11 protein-coding genes and 7 pseudogenes are annotated in these 17,410 nt (G+C 43.3%); 12 read left to right on the top strand and 6 right to left on the bottom strand.

All coding sequences use genetic code 11. The features are described from left to right. Nucleotides 1-7: 7 nt before the first annotated feature. From PKHYL_RS12350 to PKHYL_RS18215, 5 genes and pseudogenes are all read right to left on the bottom strand, one after another. Nucleotides 8-868: an RNA-guided endonuclease InsQ/TnpB family protein gene (locus tag PKHYL_RS12350; RefSeq protein WP_240365311.1), complete on the bottom strand. Its 861-nt coding sequence runs from the start codon at nt 866-868 to the stop codon at nt 8-10. Next, entirely contained in the window at nt 855-1,097 is a 243-nt protein-coding gene (locus PKHYL_RS12345; protein ID WP_240365310.1) for a hypothetical protein, read from the bottom strand. Before PKHYL_RS12345 ends, PKHYL_RS12350 begins: the two co-directional genes overlap by 14 nt. After that, complete coding sequence (locus PKHYL_RS12340) at nt 1,057-1,164, bottom strand: helix-turn-helix domain-containing protein (RefSeq protein WP_240365309.1); 108 nt, start codon at nt 1,162-1,164, stop codon at nt 1,057-1,059. Before PKHYL_RS12340 ends, PKHYL_RS12345 begins: the two co-directional genes overlap by 41 nt. After that, a pseudogene (locus PKHYL_RS12335) lies at nt 1,161-1,769 on the bottom strand (IS607 family transposase). Before PKHYL_RS12335 ends, PKHYL_RS12340 begins: the two are co-directional and overlap by 4 nt. Nucleotides 1,770-1,852: 83 nt before the next feature. Continuing rightward, nucleotides 1,853-2,913: pseudogene (locus PKHYL_RS18215) on the bottom strand (RNA-guided endonuclease InsQ/TnpB family protein); the annotation flags it as partial. A gap of 346 nt (nt 2,914-3,259) precedes the next feature. Between PKHYL_RS18215 and ndk the strand changes: the two are divergent. The 12 genes and pseudogenes from ndk to PKHYL_RS12265 all read left to right on the top strand — a co-directional run bounded on the left by ndk (nt 3,260) and on the right by PKHYL_RS12265 (nt 15,787). Beyond that, nucleotides 3,260-3,691 carry a nucleoside-diphosphate kinase gene (gene ndk / locus PKHYL_RS12320; protein WP_058025095.1) on the top strand — a complete coding sequence of 144 codons (432 nt, stop codon included), beginning with the start codon at nt 3,260-3,262 and terminating at the stop codon, nt 3,689-3,691. Nucleotides 3,692-3,991: 300 nt separating this feature from the next. After that, a pseudogene (rlmN, locus tag PKHYL_RS12315) lies at nt 3,992-5,222 on the top strand (23S rRNA (adenine(2503)-C(2))-methyltransferase RlmN). Between the two features lie 215 nt (nt 5,223-5,437). Next, nucleotides 5,438-6,373: a tetratricopeptide repeat protein gene (locus PKHYL_RS12310; RefSeq protein ID WP_240365306.1), complete on the top strand. Its 936-nt coding sequence runs from the start codon at nt 5,438-5,440 to the stop codon at nt 6,371-6,373. Further along, nucleotides 6,364-7,185: a helix-turn-helix domain-containing protein gene (locus tag PKHYL_RS12305; RefSeq protein ID WP_320157875.1), complete on the top strand. Its 822-nt coding sequence runs from the start codon at nt 6,364-6,366 to the stop codon at nt 7,183-7,185. Before PKHYL_RS12310 ends, PKHYL_RS12305 begins: the two co-directional genes overlap by 10 nt. 117 nt (nt 7,186-7,302) lie before the next feature. Continuing rightward, a pseudogene (gene ispG, locus PKHYL_RS12300) lies at nt 7,303-8,419 on the top strand (flavodoxin-dependent (E)-4-hydroxy-3-methylbut-2-enyl-diphosphate synthase). Nucleotides 8,420-8,541: 122 nt separating this feature from the next. Continuing rightward, nucleotides 8,542-9,842, top strand: a pseudogene (gene hisS / locus PKHYL_RS12295) (histidine--tRNA ligase). A gap of 70 nt (nt 9,843-9,912) precedes the next feature. Continuing rightward, nucleotides 9,913-10,707, top strand: a complete 795-nt coding sequence (locus PKHYL_RS12290; protein WP_240365305.1) for a YfgM family protein — start codon at nt 9,913-9,915, stop codon at nt 10,705-10,707. 158 nt (nt 10,708-10,865) lie between these two features. Continuing rightward, nucleotides 10,866-12,005, top strand: a complete 1,140-nt coding sequence (gene bamB / locus PKHYL_RS12285; protein WP_240365304.1) for an outer membrane protein assembly factor BamB — start codon at nt 10,866-10,868, stop codon at nt 12,003-12,005. A 397-nt stretch (nt 12,006-12,402) separates the two neighbouring features. Then, nucleotides 12,403-13,825 (top strand): annotated as a pseudogene (gene der / locus PKHYL_RS12280) (ribosome biogenesis GTPase Der). 181 nt (nt 13,826-14,006) lie between these two features. Further along, nucleotides 14,007-15,074: a histidine kinase dimerization/phospho-acceptor domain-containing protein gene (locus PKHYL_RS12275; protein WP_240365303.1), complete on the top strand. Its 1,068-nt coding sequence runs from the start codon at nt 14,007-14,009 to the stop codon at nt 15,072-15,074. Nucleotides 15,075-15,281: 207 nt separating this feature from the next. Continuing rightward, the gene (locus PKHYL_RS12270) at nt 15,282-15,533 is read left to right on the top strand and encodes an ATP-binding protein (protein ID WP_240365302.1); all 252 of its coding nucleotides are present in this window, start codon (nt 15,282-15,284) and stop codon (nt 15,531-15,533) included. Nucleotides 15,534-15,541: 8 nt separating this feature from the next. Next, nucleotides 15,542-15,787, top strand: a complete 246-nt coding sequence (locus PKHYL_RS12265) for a hypothetical protein (protein WP_240365301.1) — start codon at nt 15,542-15,544, stop codon at nt 15,785-15,787. A gap of 362 nt (nt 15,788-16,149) precedes the next feature. Here PKHYL_RS12265 and PKHYL_RS12260 read toward each other — a convergent pair. Continuing rightward, nucleotides 16,150-17,315, bottom strand: a pseudogene (locus PKHYL_RS12260) (D-alanyl-D-alanine carboxypeptidase family protein). Between the last annotated feature and the right edge of the window lie 95 nt (nt 17,316-17,410).

Raw genomic sequence — 17,410 nt, 5'->3', positions numbered from 1 at the left:
AACAGGATTATGCAGCTGTTAAAATAACAGTCGCGTTATTTAAAATATTGATGCTGGCGTTGAGGTCACGGTCATGAGAAACCTGACAGTTAGGGCACAACCACTCACGCATTTTCAATGTTAGCTCATCTTTACCAAGGATATGATTGCAGTTTGAACAGGTTTTTGAGCTTGGGTAGAAGGGTCCGACTGATTTCACAACCTTGCCTTGCTCAGTGGCTTTGTAGATAAGCTGTCGCTTAAACTCAAAGAAACCCAAGTCACTGATAGCTCTTGATAGCCGCCTGTTCTTAACCATACCTTTGACATTCAAATCCTCAATCGCAATCACATCGAACTCATTAACCAGACTTGTTGTGATTTGATGGAGAGAATCTTGCCTAATACACCTGATCTTATAGTGCAAACGAGAGAGCTTGGTTTTCGCTTTTTCTCTGTTTTTACTGCCTTTTTTAGTGCGACTGAGCGCTTTGTTTAGCGTTCTTAGTTTTTTAAGGTTTGCTTGAAGTGGTTTTGGCGCTTTAATTTTAGTGCCGTCTGATAAAACCAGTAAGTCGGTAATACCAAGATCAACACCAACGCTTTTACCTGTCTTTTTAGTAGGAATTACAGCTTTTTGTATTTCAACAGCCACACTAACAAACCACTTACCGCCACGTTTAGAGATGGTGGCTGACATGATCTTGCCGTCAAAACGTAAAGCTTCTTTTAAGCGAACCCAGCCCAAGTTTGGGATACGAATGGATTTACCTTTAATGGCAAATTGGTCGTTGGATAAACTGAATCTATCGTCACGGCCTTTTTTACGAGCGGTTGGGTATTTCGCTAAGCCTTTAAAGAAGTTGTTATAAGCATCACCCAACTGCATGATTGCCGCCTGCGGAGCGCATTTGGTCACTTCCAGCATATAGGGGGAATAATTCACGCTTAATGGCGTTCAATTCGCGTCTGAGCTTCGCCTGTGAGGGCTTGTTTAGATTTTTAGTATCAACCTCAACGCCTGCGGCCAAACACGCATCACGGTACGCTTTGTCAAGCGCATACTGCCGCTGCCACTCATGCAAAGCCCAGTTGTAGGCTTTTTCTCGCCACGCCACAAGCACGAGCAAGGTGATTTGCCTGTACGTTGTTTGGCTTGAGTTCGATAATGTGTCCACGGATCATAATGCTTTTTTAACCGCCTCTATTAATTGTTGGTTTTTCTTGCTGCAAGAGCCGTATAGCCTCGCTGAAAATACGGTGATAATCTCCAATAAATCTTGGGCTAATTCTTGCTCAAAACTCAACTCTTCACCTTGATTGATTATTACCACTTCAACGTCACGAGCCTCACACAACATGAAAACCAGTTCTGCACCAAATCGTAAAAGCCTGTCTTGATGGGTAATTACCAGCCGTTCAACTTTATTGCTCAGTATGTCATCAAGCAGGTCTTTTAAGCCTTTCTTTTATAATTCATTCCACTACCAAGATCGGTAATCGTCTCAAAAGTCCAGCCTTGCCTGGCACAATAAAGTTCCAAAACTTGAGACTGGCGAAGTAAGTCGTCTTTTGATCACGACTCGACACACGAGCATAAGCAATGGTTTTTCGGTCTAATTTAGGTGGTGTATTCAAGGAATGCGGTCTGATTTCACTTAAATCATATCGCCTATGCCCGTTTTCGGTTCGCTTGGCGACTAACGTACCATCCTCATCCCAACGTCTTAATGTGGATTGAGCAACCCCGAAATGTTTGGCAGCCTCCCAATACCAACCAGTTTCCCCATAACTTGCTCTCTATATTATAGATATAATCTATCTATCATAGTAATAAATAGGTAGGTTTGTATATATTTTATTTAACTGTTTGCAACCCGCCTTGCCATTGTTGCTTGTACTCAAGCATATTAACCATCATGCCCCAGCCTTGATCTAAGATTGATTTGTTTAATGCTGATTTAGCTTTGACATGCCGACCTTTTTTCTCCATCGTACCGCTAGCTGATCTCGACATATTGGCGACTTTTAAATCTTCACAGGCAATCATGGCGTGGTTTTTGCTGATTGTGGTGGTGATTTTATGCAAGTAGTCATGGCGAATATTGGCGATGTGATTGTGTAATTTTTGAATCTTACGGTTTTGCCTTTTCCAGTTTTCACTGAATTTTACTTTCTTACTTAATTGACGCTGCAATTTGGCAAGTTTAATTTGATTGGCTTTAAAGCTGTTTTTGGGTTTGATGTATTGACCGTCTGAGGTGGTAATGAGTTTAGTGATACCTAAATCAATACCTATGGCGCTTTTGGAGGGGTGAGTTGGGTTCTCAGATAATGCTCGCTCAGTGCCAAACGACACGTACCAGTGACCTGATTTCTTGCTGATGGTGACGTTTTTAATGGTGCCGATGATATCTTGTGATTTTTTAAATTTTACAAAGCCCACGCCATTAGGTAGTTTGACGCGATTACCTTCAACACGGCAATATTTATCAAACTGAACAAGCCTGATTGAGTCGCAGCCATCGGATTTACGTTTAAATCTTGGCATCAGTTGTCGTAGTTGAATCTCTGTGCCATCACTTAGCTTAAAAAACTTGGGTTTTCGAAACTTCTTTTGTTTTCTTTGAGCCTAGCATGAACTTTAGGGTCGAAAAATCGTGACCAAGCAGAGGCAAGATCACGTACTTTTTGTTGTAAAGACACAGCATTGGCATGGGTTCTTAAGAAGTCAAAATCAGGATTGTTCTTTAGAACCATGATTTTATTAACCAAGTTGGTGGCATTAATAAATTCATTTTTGGCAAACATCTCAAATGAGATCGCTAGCATTTGATTCCAAACAAAGCGTGCAGAGCCGACAAGATTATTTAGAATAATCTGTTGCTCTGCATTAGGCTCAAGCCTAAATTTATACGCTTTGTTGATTTTCATAACGCCGATTCATTTTTTTGATATAATATAAACTCTAAAGTTTACAATAATTTATTTCAATATATTATTTGTGTAAAGATATAATATAATAAACGAAACGCTAGGCGAAATTCAATTCCACCCTAACATCAGGTGGAGTCCTTTTCACGTTTTGATAAGCAATAATTCTGTTTTGGTCTGTCTTGAATTTATATTTATATTGATAAATCATGAACCATTTCAATAAGTCTAAGCCAATATAGTAGTCGGAGATAAAATGAGAGGTTCGTGATAAGGCGACTTCTTTGCTATTTCATTTCTTATTTTAGTTCAATTTTTTAACCCACTCATCCATTAGGAGCTTTTCATGGCTAACGAACGTACTTTATCTATCATCAAACCTGACGCAGTTGCTGGCAACCACATTGGTGCTATCTATGATCGTTTTGAGCAAGCTGGTCTAAAAATTGTTGCCGCTAAAATGCTACAACTTGATGACGAAAAAGCAGGCGGTTTCTACGCTGAGCACGCTGAGCGTCCATTTTACAACGACCTAGTATCATTCATGACTTCAGGTCCAGTATTGGTATCAGTACTAGAAGGCGAAAATGCTATCGCTAAGCACCGTGAAATCATGGGCGCAACCAATCCTAAAGAAGCTGCTGAAGGCACTATCCGTGCTGACTTCGCTAGCAGCATCGATGAAAACGCGGTACATGGTTCAGATTCAGCTGAATCAGCGGCACGTGAAATCAGCTACTTCTTCAATGAAGACGAAGTTTGTGCACGTACGCGTTAATAGCAGCTATTATTTGCAATATTGATTGTTAATAAATAGTATCGCGAGACGGCTTATATCTTATGGGTATAAGCCGTTTTAGCTGTTATATGTAATAACAGTGTCGTTGCTTATTGAAATTCATAGGCGCTTGCCTCATTATTAGATTTACTAGCGTTATCAATCCTTTATCAGCACATTGTCAATATAGATAATTATTTGCATTCTATATAGGACAAATTTTGCGCTCATAACGGATTGCTCAATGCATCATTTAATTGTATAACGACGTTCATGGCTTATGCCAAAAGGTTACCTATTATGTCCACTGTTCAATCACCGATCCAACACACACCCACCAACAAGACGGCTAGTATCAAGATAGTAGATGAGGCGCAGGCCAAGACCAATCTATTAGGGGATGACGCAGTCGCAACTTGCCGATTACTTTAAAAGTATCGGTGAAAAGCCATTTCGCTCGACGCAAGTGATTAAATGGATATATCAGCACGGAGTCACTGACTTTGAGCAGATGACCAATCTGAGCAAATCATTGCGGGATAAGTTATCAGCCAATGCCTGCGTTACGCCACCAAAAGTGATTCATCGTCAATATAGTGATGATGGTACGCGTAAATGGGTGTTTGAAGTGACGGGCGGCTCATTGGTTGAGACGGTATTGATTCCAGCGGATGACAGTAAATTAAATGGTCGTAAGACTTTGTGTGTGTCTTCACAAGTGGGCTGTGCGCTAGATTGTAGTTTTTGCAGTACTGGTAAGCAGGGCTTTGAGCGTGATTTAAGCGCTGCTGAGATTATCGGTCAGCTGTGGGTGGCCAATGCCTCTTATATGACTGATAACAATGATAGTCTAGAACACGTTGATCATAGCCTGTGGGAAAACAATGTCACCAACGTGGTCATGATGGGCATGGGTGAACCATTATTAAACTATAAACCAGTGGTTGGCTCAATGGAGCTGATGCTGAGCGATCACGCTTATGGACTATCAAAACGTCGAGTGACCTTGTCAACCTCAGGCGTGGTACCTAAAATGTACCAACTAGCACAAGATATCGATGTAGCACTGGCTATCTCACTGCATGCCCCCAATGATGAACTGCGTAATGAGCTGGTGCCAATTAATAAAAAGTACCCGCTAGAAGAGCTGATTGCCGCTGCAAAAAACTACGTCTATGATGTCAATCCGCGTCATAAAAAGCACGTCACGATTGAGTATGTGATGCTTGATGGTGTCAATGATAGCAATGAGCATGCTCATCAGTTGGTCGTGCTATTAGAAGGGCTACCAAGTAAGATAAATCTTATTCCGTTCAATCCGTTCCCACATGCGTCGTACGATAAGTCAAGCAACAACCGCATTCATGCGTTTAGCAATATACTGAGTGAAGCTGGGTTTGTTTGCACCATTCGTCAAACACGCGGTGATGATATTGATGCCGCTTGTGGTCAATTGGTCGGACAAGTGGCTGACCGTACCAGACGCTCGGCTGCATGGCAACAAAGCATCAAAGATCGTGAAAATGTTTGATACGTTTTGCATATGACAGGATAAATATCCGTCTGTTCTAAAAGAAGCTTAGCTGTCTTTTATCTGTCGCAACGGTAATGAAAATGTATCAATAACGGTCAAGATTGAAGAACATAGCAATTAATAACAACTAAATTGTACTTATAGGGGCTAAATCTATTAAACTGATGCCTCGAAGATCGAATGCATTGAACCACAGTTTTATGATGGCGGCTATGATGACTTCTAAAAATTTTTATCAGTTGGTAGAGCAAAAACCATTTTTTAACCTTTATAAAAAGGCAGGTGTGGTGACGAACCGAGTCACTGCACCGAAGTGCGCATTACTGGCTGCCGCACTCGCATTATCATTGCTAAGTGGCTGTCAGAGTACACCAAACAATGACTTGTCAGGCATCGCGCCTTATCAGACATCCACGAAGCCCAGCGGTGACCGCAACTTAGATCAGCAAGAAATTGCTCGTGTACGTACCTCACTTGCTGCACAATATATCCGCAAAATGAGCTCGATACGGCGCAGCGTCAACTCGAAAAAAGCCTTTGCTGCTGATAGCCGTTACGCGCCAGCCTATGATATGATGGGCGTTTTGTTGCAGCAAGAAGGCAGCCGCATCAATCTTGCAAAAGCCGATCAGTACTTTAAAAAAGCCATCGCGCTGGATAAAGACTTTGTGCAAGCACACAATAATTACGGTGTTTATTTATCACAGATGAAGCGCTATCGTGAGGCGGCAGAGCAGTTTGAGATTGCAGGCGCCTCATTAGGTTATGAAGGCCGTATCGGTGCGTTAGAGAATTTAGGGCGTACATACCTTCAGTTGGGTGACAATAGTGCCGCTGCTAAAGCGTTTTTGCGGGCCCTAGATGGCAATCGCAATAGTATTATTGCTCATATTGAGCTGGTAGATTTATTGCTTGAGCAGCAGCGAGTACCGCAGGCTCAGCGCTTGTATGACGAGACCTTGATATTGGTACAAGGGCAGGGCATCAGTCCTAGATTGCTCCTACAAGGTATCAAACTTGCGGCAGCACAAAACAACATTACAACTCGCCAGCAATTGGCACAGCAGCTTTTATCCGCTTATCCATTGAGCGACGAAGCGAAACAACTTAAGACTTGGCTTAACAATCCAGAGGCACCATGGAAATGATCACCCCATCATCAAACACTCAATCTAACGCTCAGGGATCATTTGGTGCCACGTTGCAGCAAGCCCGTAAAACGAAGCAAGTCAGTTTAGAAGAGGCAGCCGCCGAGTTATTTATCTTAAAACGTCATCTAGAAGCACTAGAGAGCGAAAACTTTGCTGAATTACCGCAAGCGGCATTTGCTCGTGGCTTCGCTATTAACTATGCCAAATATTTGGGCCTAGACTCAGCCAAAATCGCGAGTAGTTTTGATGCCGCTTACCCCAGTGAACTCAAAGCCAAATCGGTCAATAATACTGATACACCATTGCAACCAATGGGCACGCTGCAACGCGATACACACAATCGCATTCGTTTTAATCCGCTATTGATCATCGGTGTGATTGGACTCATTATCTTGGCAGTATTTTTATTCCGTATGGTGAGTAATGCGAGTAAAGAAAATAGCCAAGAGCCTGTCTCTACTGTTGAAGATGTATCTGCTATTGAGCAAGCGCAAGGGGCTGCGATTAGCAATGATGCAAGTGATATCGGTGCGTCTGGCTCTGCGTTGAATTTAGGTGCTGCCAGTGCAGATACGGCTTTTTTAAACGTGAAGTTGACCGATGATGCTGTGGTTAGCATCACGGATGCATCGGGTAATAGTCTCATCAGTGGTTCACAGACGGCAGGTGACTATGACCTAACAGGCGTGCCACCATTTAGTGTACAAATTGATAATATCGATAATGTTAGCTTGATGCTCAATCAAGAAACGGTTGCTTTAGATACTTATGCAACGGATAAGCAAGCTACCTTTGAGCTAGTACCTTAGTCATCATTGGCCTCTTATCGAGCATGATTACTAGCGTTTAATAAAACTACTATACGTCTAAGCTCATTTATATATACAAGCCTGTGGTTTTTCTATTTTTGATTTAAGGATTTATCTATGTCAATGCCATCGCCTATTAACCGCCGTTTGACCAAAAAAAATCTATGTCGGCGATGTTGCGATTGGTGGTGATGCGCCAATTAGCGTACAGAGCATGACCAACACTGACACTTGCGATGTGGCGGCAACCGTCGCCCAAATCGAGCGCTGCGTAGAAGCCGGCGCTGATTTGATGCGCGTATCAACGCCGACGATGGATACCGTCAAAGCCTTTGGCGAGATTCGTAAATTGGTGAGCGTACCTTTGGTTGCAGACGTGCATTTTGATCATAAGATTGCCTTAGCAGTGGCTGAAGCCGGCGCTGATTGTTTGCGTATCAATCCTGGTAACATCGGTAGCGATGCCAAGGTGCGTGAAGTGGTTGCTTGTGCTAAGTATCACAATATTCCTATTCGTATCGGCGTCAATGCAGGCTCTTTAGAAAAAGACATTCAGCGTAAGTATACTGAGCCGACTGGGGAGGCGATGCTTGAGTCAGCAATGCGTCATATCGACATTTTAGAGCGTCTTAATTTTGACCAATACAAAGTGTCTGTCAAAGCCAGTAATGTGTTTTTGACATTGGATGCGTATCGCCTGCTATCAGCGCAGATTGATAACCCACTGCATTTAGGTGTCACTGAAGCAGGTGTCTACCGTACTGGTGCTGTCAAATCTGCCATTGCGCTTGGTGGTCTGTTATTAGACGGTATTGGCGATACGATTCGTATCTCGTTAGCGGCTGAGCCTGAAGAAGAAATCAAAATTGGCTTTGATATTTTAAAGTCGCTTAATATCCGCTCAAATGGCGTAAACTTTATCGCTTGCCCAAGCTGCTCGCGTCAAGAGTTTGACGTGATTAAAGTGATGACGGCCTTAGAATCACGTTTGGAAGACATCCGTGAACCAATGGATTTATCCGTGATTGGCTGTAAAGTGAATGGTCCAGGCGAAGCAAAAGAAGCAGATATCGGTATCGTTGGTGCCGCACCAAGATCACTGGTATACCGTATGGGTCAAAAAAGTCATCTTATCGATACCGACAATGTAGTCGATGAAATAGAAAGTATGGTTCGCGCCCATGCAGAAGATTTGGCGAAAAAGCGTGAGAACGAGATTATTCGCGTAAAATAAGTCGCAATGCAAGTATCTGCTTTTTGCTGTGTAAAACAAAGGGTAGGCAGCACATTTTTTTTGTTAATACGTAGATAACAATAATAGACATAATTGTTAAATTTTAAGGACATGACCGTATCATGATTAAAGCTATTAAAGGGTTTAATGATATTTTGCCTGACCAATCAGCAAAGTGGCTGCATCTAGAAGCGATATTGGCTGATGTACTTGGTAGATATGGTTATGAGCATATTCGCTTGCCTATCGTTGAGCAAACTGATCTATTCGCACGTGCGATTGGCGGTGCGACAGATATCGTTGAAAAAGAGATGTACAGCTTCACTGATAAATCTGAGCCACCCACGCCTTTGGCCTTGCGTCCTGAAGGTACAGCAGGAGCAGTACGTGCCGTTATCGAGCATAACTTATTGCGTGGGGACACGCCGAAGCTTTGGTACGTTGGTCCAATGTTCCGCTATGAGCGTCCGCAAAAGGCCGCTATCGTCAGTTTCATCAGCTAGGTGTTGAAAGCTTTGGTAGTGCGCTACCAGACGCTGATGCTGAGCTGATTGCAATGACGCATCTGATGTGGCAAGAACTGGGCCTAAAAGATGAGATGCACTTACAGTTAAACAGCCTAGGTGAGCTTGATGAACGCCATGCCTATCGCGAAGCGCTGGTTGCCTATTTGACGGACAAAAAAGATCAATTAGACGAAGACAGCAAACGTCGCTTGACGACCAACCCATTACGTATCTTAGATAGTAAAGAGGCAAGTACGCAGGCAGTATTAGCAGACGCACCAAAGCTTGCTGACTTCTTGGGTACAGAGAGTGTGGCGCATTTTGAACAAGTTCAAGCTTATCTGACTGCGCTTGGTATCGATTTTGAGATTAATCCACATCTGGTGCGCGGTCTTGATTATTATAATAAAACGGTCTTTGAGTGGGTAACGGATAAGCTTGGCAGTCAAGCGACGGTATGCGCTGGTGGTCGTTATGACGGTCTGGTTGGACAATTAAAGTCCATAGGTACAAACGATGATAAGTCAGATAAAAAACCTGTAAAATCTGAACCGGCTATTGGTTTTGCGATGGGGCTCGAGCGCTTATTGCTACTGATGGAAGCCGTGGCACCGATTGCTGACAAACCCGCTTGTGATGTCTTTGTCGTGGCGCATCCTGACGTTTATAGTGCAGGTATCAGCTACGCACAAAACCTACGTTATAGTCGTCCAGATGTACGCGTGAAGATGGCAAGTGCAACGAGTCTAAAAGCGCAAATGAAAAAGGCAGATAAGTCCGGCGCAGCATTGACAGTCATCATCGCACAGCAAGAGCTGGATGATAATACCGTCAGTATTAAAGACATGCAGACGGGTGAGCAGCAGACTGTCACACAAGACTGGCTATCGAGTAAAGATAACTTTTCTCGTAAATAATCGTCTTGCAACGCCGCAGTTTTGATTTTGGCATCAGCAATTTAATGTACATTTTATCAGGTAAATATATATGGCTCTGACCCCCAATTCGCCGAATGCAGACAACTCCATGCAAGCGTTAAAGCAGTATGGTAGTTATATTGTCACTGCGATTTTGTTGGCACTGGCTGCTTATTTTGGCTGGACATACTGGCAGAACAACCATGCGCGAGTAGATACTGTCGCCGCTGATCAATATGCCGATATCCAACGACTGAATGAAGAAGTCAGCTTGGCTTCGCAAAATCCAGATCTAGAAGCCGACGCACAAGAGTCGCTGGTACAGAGCCGTACACAGCTAGACAAAGATATTGATGCTTTAGTCAGTACGCATGGTGAATCAGTTTATGCCTGGCAAGCGCTGATGATAAAAGCTCGCCAACAGGTCGATAATGATGATTTTACGGCGGCAGCTGAGACATTTAAGCAAGCGCTAGCAATCGATCTGGGCGATGCCGGTCTAAAGGCAATCACTCAGCTGCGTTATGCCAAGACGTTACTGGCGACAGGCGATGCAGATGCGGCCTTGTCAGAAGCCAACAACGATATGCCAAGCTCGTTTGAAGCCAGTCAGCAAGAGCTGCTGGGTGATATCTACTTGGCACAAGACAACAAAGAATCAGCGATTAAGTCTTACAATAATGCTTGGGAGCTATTACGTAGCCGCCAAGAAACGCGTGCAGTATTGGCCTTAAAGATGGAAAGCTTGGGTATCACTCCTGAGCCAATTGCTGAGCCCACCAGTCTTATCCAAGAATCAGCGACTCCTGAGCAGCCATTAGTGGTTGAAAACTCAGAAAATACGAGCGTTGAAGCTGCTCAGTAAGTCACTAAGTTCAGTAAATTACTAAGCTCGGTAAATCACTAAGCTAGTATTGAGCAGTAGCAATCGATTAAATGCTTTTTGATACGACGTCATAATGACTAATGTGCTGTTGGCCAATGTACCAATTAATAATAATTCATTTGTAGTGAGAACATATAATGACTCAATCTATTCGCTCTAGCAAAATGTTAAAAACTACGTTAAGTAGTCAGACTATCAAGAAGACAGTCATGCATGTGGCAGTACTTGCCGTAATGAGCACTGCAGTGATTGGGTGTAACCGCGGCATCAAGCCAGTGGTTAATGACCCAGTAAAATTGGTACAGATTGCGCAACCGATCAACGTGCTCCAGCCAGTATTTAGTACCGATGTAGGTAACAAAAAAGCCAGTAAGAAAGACCCTCTAGATTTGCAAGTTGGTTACGCCAATGGGCAAATCGTTACGGCATCACGCGGTGGTGATCTGATAGGGTTTAATCAGACAGGCGAGCGCTTATGGTCGGTTAACGTCGGTGATCAGATCACAGGCGGTGTGGCGTTGGATGCGCTGAGTCAGACAGCGGTTGTGAGTACTCGCAATGGTCAAGTAATGGCGTTTGATACTATGACTGGCGCAAAACGCTGGCAGCAGCAGTTGTCAGGGTCGGTTTTATCCCCAGCGCTTATCAGTAATAATCGTGTGGTATTATCAGCGAATGATGGCTTCTTGCATGGCTTATCACTACAGACTGGTGAATCAGTGTGGCAGTTTGCGACACAAGTACCAGCGATCAGCGTGCGCGGTAGTGCGGCACCAACTTTGCTAGATAATGAAACGGCATTGTTGGCGACTGCTGATGGTCGTTTGCATGCAGTCACCGTTGATAATGGCTTACCAAAGTGGTCAAGACGTGTTGGCATTGGGTCTGGAAGCAGCGAAGTTGAGCGCATGAGCGATGTCGATGGCAAGCCTATCGTGGATAAAAATCAGCTGTTTGCGATTAGTTATAGTGGTCAGCTATTGGGTATTGATTTGGCCTCACGTCAAGTGATGTTTGTCAATGAGCTTGCTAGTTTAAAAGCACTTGCTGTCAACCCTCAGCAAGTGATTGCTACTAGCCTAGATGGTAAAGTGGTTGCCTATGATCGCAATAGTGGCGAGACATTGTGGGAAAGTGAGGCACTGGCTTATCGTGACCTAACCAATCCTGTCATGATTGGCAATTATATTGCAGTCGGTGATTTTGACGGTGTGGTACATTTATTTGACCCTGCTACTGGCAATATTGTTAGCCGCGTGCAGACAAAGGGACGTTGACGAACTTGCAAGTACAAGGCAATCGCCTGATGACTCAAAGCACGTCAGGACAAGTTGCTATCTGGCAGTTAACGCGCTGATAAAACAGTACACTGAGTTTTTATCTACAAAACACAAACGCTGCTTAGTCAGCGTTTAGTGCTTTGTGTAAATCGCTTGTTTAAGTACAGGCTTTCGCGTACTCTATGCGACCGATGTGTTAACCATATATACTATATATAATTTAGTCGTCCCAATTATTTTTTAGCCAAAAAATAGCTAGCTACTATTTTTGCTATTGTTTTATCATTCATTTTAATTTGCGGTTAAGTGCAGCCCTATTCGTTACTATTGTTATATCAATGGTCATAAGAATAATTGTACTGTCCGTCATTGTGCCTTTCACTGAGAGTAACCCATGAGTATCAAGCCTGTGGTCGCCTTAATTGGTCGTCCAAACGTCGGTAAATCCACCTTATTCAATCAGTTCACAAAAAGTCGGCAGGCATTGGTTGCTGATTTGTCGGGATTGACTCGTGACCGTCAATACGGTGATGCAACTTATGAAGATAAGTCATTCATCGTTGTGGATACGGGTGGTATTGGTGAAGCAGATGACGGCAGCGGTAATATCGATGACTATATGTCTGAGCAGTCGCATACTGCGATTCACGAAGCAGATATCATTGTATTTGTCGTTGATGCTCGTGCTGGTATGATTGGTGCTGATGCTGAGATTGGCAAGTTTTTGCATACCCTAGGCAAACCGGTTTATGTCGTTGCCAATAAAGTTGATGGTGTCCACGAGGCAGCGCCAGCAGAGTTTTACGCGTTAGGATTGGGCGAGCCGTATCCGATGGCGGCCAGTCATGGTCGCGGTGTGGGCAACTTGCTTGAAGTCTTAACGGCTGATATGCCTGAGCAAGAGAATATAGTTGAGCCAAACGGTTTGAAGCTTGCGATTATCGGTCGTCCAAACGTTGGTAAATCAACTCTGGTTAACCGTCTGTTGGGCGAAGATCGAGTGGTGGTATTCGATATGCCTGGTACGACGCGTGATAGTATTTATATCCCCTTATCAGCGTGAGGGCAGAGACTACGTATTGATTGATACGGCTGGTGTACGTCGCCGCGGTAAAATCGATGAAAAAGTAGAAAAATTCTCTGTTATCAAAACCTTGCAAGCGATTGAAGACTCTAATGTAACTGTCATTGTCATTGATGCGCATGAAGGTATTGTTGACCAAGATTTGCATATGATTGGCTATGCACTTGATGCTGGTCGTGCTCTAGTCGTCGCGATCAACAAATGGGATGGTTTGACGCCAGATCAAAGGGACTATATTAAGCTTGAGATGGATCGTCGTTTTAACTTTATCCCATATGTAAAAGTACATTTGATATCAGCACTACATGGGACTGGTGTGGGTAATTTATACCCATCTATCTTGCGTGCTTATAAGTCTTCAATGTTTGAAGTCTCTACCAATCGCTTGACGCAAATCTTGCAAGATGCTGTCACTGCCAATCCGCCACCAACTATTGCTGGTCGCCGTATTAAGCTACGTTATGCACATATCGGTGGTCACAACCCACCTGTTATCGTAATCCATGGCAATCAAACCAGTGCGCTTCCTAAGAGCTATCAGCGTTACTTAGAGAACCAGTTCCGTCAAGTATTTAAGCTTGAAGGTACGCCGCTCAATGTCATCTTTAAACAAAATGACAACCCATACGCCAATAAGAGCGACACGCCAACCAAGGCAAAAACACAGCAATTGCGTCAGCGTGAGCGCAATCGTGCAAAAAAATTCACTACCAAAGATAAAAAGTCTCGTTAATCACATGATTTGCTATGACTTATTTTATCGTGCAGCTCAGGGTAAAATAAAAAAGCACTATAATCATATAGTGCTTTTTTTAGCAGTTCAGTATACTCGCTAATTACCTCAATCTTTCGCTTATCACATCTCTCAAATACCTGTAATATAAGTAAAACTTTTCTTGACTCAGTAGAGTGATATGAACAATCGTTCGTCTCAAACCATTTCTATGCTCATTTGGCGCTCTGTTGGACAGGCCGTAATTTTGGCTCTGCTGGCAGGTTTTGTATTGCCTTTTATTTATGGTTTGGTGCATCATTACCAAGAAAAACATCAGCATGTCCAGCAGTTAGCCTCGTTACTAACAACCAGTGCATCGACGCCAGACGGCGCTGACGTCGTCGCTGAGCAAGTGAATGTTTTATTAGAAAATGAGCCGAGCATTCAGAGTATCGTGTTTTATTCCACATCCCAGCCTATCAACGATATCAGCCAATCACTAGATGACTGGAAAAATGCTTTATTTGCCGATACGGTCAGCTTCAACCATCCTGTCGTTAGTAAGTACGAAGATTTTGTGAGTGTCAGACCCAATAAGCCCACATCTAATCAGCAGTTAGCGACAGATCTGTCTGAGAGTATGAGCGCGTCATCAGTTACGGATGAATCGATCGGTAACACGAATAGGAATAACAGGCTGATTGGCTATATCAACATCACTATGGATGTGAAAGTACTGCGTTTACATTGGTTTCGTAGCATTATTCCGTTATGGCTGACCACGTTACTACTGACTATTATTTCAGGTATATATATTTTTCGAAAGCTGAATTGGCCGGTCAAAGATATCGAAGCATTAAATGGTGTCTGCGGTATTATCATCAAAAACGCAGAGCTAGAGCAGCTACCTATTATTCCGCAGCGCTTTAACTTTCAAGAGCTGACACAAATAAAAAAGGCCTTGGCTATCTTGTTTGATCGACTGCAAGAAGCCAAGCAAGGATATGATACGCTTGCTGCCTTTGAGCAGCAACTACATAACAAAGATGTCTCGCTTGATGTGCAGTTGCATAATTTTCAAAGCATGATTACCCATGAACTAAAAACATCGCTCAATGCTATCGTGGGCGGGCTACAGTTATTGGACTACGAAACCTTAACTAGAGAGCAAAAAGACGCTGTCGAAATTATTAGCAACGGCAGTGATAAACTGGTGCTATCACTGGATCATATTATTCAATTAAATCAGATACAAAAGGACAAATAAAAATTCATAACAATGAATTTAATCCGCTACAGTTGATATCTGATCTTTTGATAAAGTTTGAACCTATAGCCAATCAACAAGGCTTAGCGTTAACCAGTAATATTCATCATGTAGATTACAGTCTTTATGGCGACTCAGCAAAAATTCAACAAATATTATCCATATTAGTCAGTAATGCCATTAAATTTACTCCCTACTGGACAGGTAGTGATCACGTCACAACTGACGCATTTTGATAAAAGTAATCGTTGGAAAATCAGTGTCAAAGATACGGGCATCGGTATTGATAGCAATCATATTGATGATATTTTCAATCCTTTCTTTCAGGTGGATTCGTCACAAACGCGCCAGTATGAAGGCTCAGGTGTGGGCTTGCCTGTGGTTAAGCAATTGGTGCAGCTCATGGGGCGACCATCGAAGTTGATAGTACCTTGGGATCAGGGACGCAGTTTACGTTGACGTTAGTAATGCCAAACCAACAACAATCTCGCCAGCAGCGGCTCTTAAATGGGCTAACGATTATTTATTATTATGATCAAGAGACGGGTGCGTTATTCAATGAGCTAGAGTATCTGGGCGCTACGGTGATCTGTCACCAGGACGTACAGCAAGTGATGAATGAGATAAGAGCACAGAAGGTCGATATGGTGATGTTCGCTGAGGACGTGCTCGCGGACAAAGCTGAGCTGTTAGCCGCTTATTCGCCAACATGAAAACGAAGAAAGCGTGCAACGTGCGTTATTGATATATTGGTACCCCCAACATCAAGCGCGTTATGTCGATAATTTCGAGTATGGTTTAAAAGCAGCTGGCATCGATTACTGTCATAGTACGACTTATGAGCACAAGGCTTTGAGTGACTTGTTAAAACGTTGGCTAGTATGGATCTAAAACACTATAAAAAAATACATTTGGCTTTTTTAAAATCGCCTAGCCCGTTAGATGTAATTTCCTGATAAAAAGCACAAACAAGCCAGGATTTTTTTACAACAAATAAAAAAGACGCCCAATTTTAAGGCGTCTTTTTTGTTTCTTGAATTGAGTTAGGCTGAAAAAACATACGCTCTAAAATTTTTTAGAACAGGTTTTTTGCCCAGCGTACGATATGTTGCCAAGTACGGCTCAAGAATCCTGATTGTTCGATATCATTGGTGGCAATAATAGGAACAGATGCGACAGCTTTACCATCAATAACGGCCATCATCTTGCCGATTTCTTGACCTTTCTTAATCGGTGCTTCTAGGCTGTCAGGAATATCAACCACGGTCGTGATTTTATTCTTCTGCGTTTTACTGGTTAGGATTTGTAAGTTATCACCTGTTGCCAGTTCTACCTCATCGGCTTCTCCGAACCATACTGGAACTTTGCTAACGAACTGACCAGCAGGTGCTTTGGTCACTGTGGTGAAGTGGCCAAAGCCCCAGTTGAGTAGTTCACGCGACTGATCAGCACGAGCCTGCTGGCTCTTGGTGCCCATGATGACAGAGATGAGGCGCATACCGTCGCGGTTACTCGAAGCGACTAAGCAATAACCTGCCGCATCAGTATGGCCCGTTTTTAGACCATCAACGGTAGGATCGGTTGCGAGTAGGGCGTTGCGGTTGCCCTGAGTGATACCATTATAGGTAAACTCTTTTCGGAATAAATACTGTAGTAATCACCGCTGTTTTTGACAATAGCGCGAGCAAGTTTGGCCAGATCCAGCGCTGATGCCTCATGCCCTTCAGCAGGCATGCCAGTAGAGTTGACGAAATGAGAGTTTTCCATACCAAGCTTTTGCGCTTGCTCATTCATCAATATTGCAAATGATGCTTCGCTACCCGCGATATGCTCAGCCATGGCTTTTGACGCATCATTACCTGATTGAATGATGATACCGCGTAGCATATCGATGACACTAGCGGTCTTATTGACTGGCACATACATGCAAGACTGACTGCTGCTACCACGGCACCATGCATTTTGGCTCATGAGTACTTGGTCGTCTTCTTTGAGGTCGCCTGATGCTAAGCGCTGTTCGATGATATAACTGGTCATCATTTTCGTCAGAGACGCTGGCGGTAATGACTCATTCGCATTTTTTTGAGCCAAGATCTCACCAGTATTATAGTCCATCAATACATAGGCGGTATTATCCATCTCAGGTGGTTGTATGGCTGCGTTTGCCATCACTGCACTCATTGAGATACTTACACCAACGACCAGCTGTACTAGCTGATTTTTTACACGCTTTACTGTCATATATCATTACACCGCATCATGGAACCAAATGTATCTATCGCTTGTATTCACTGTCAATTTTCATACATTATTTTAAGCAGCATGCCTTAAACATC

The sequence above is a fragment of the Psychrobacter sp. KH172YL61 genome (genome assembly GCF_007182895.1).
Classification (GTDB): domain Bacteria; phylum Pseudomonadota; class Gammaproteobacteria; order Pseudomonadales; family Moraxellaceae; genus Psychrobacter; species Psychrobacter pacificensis.
This window is presented reverse-complemented; position numbering and strand designations above follow the sequence as displayed.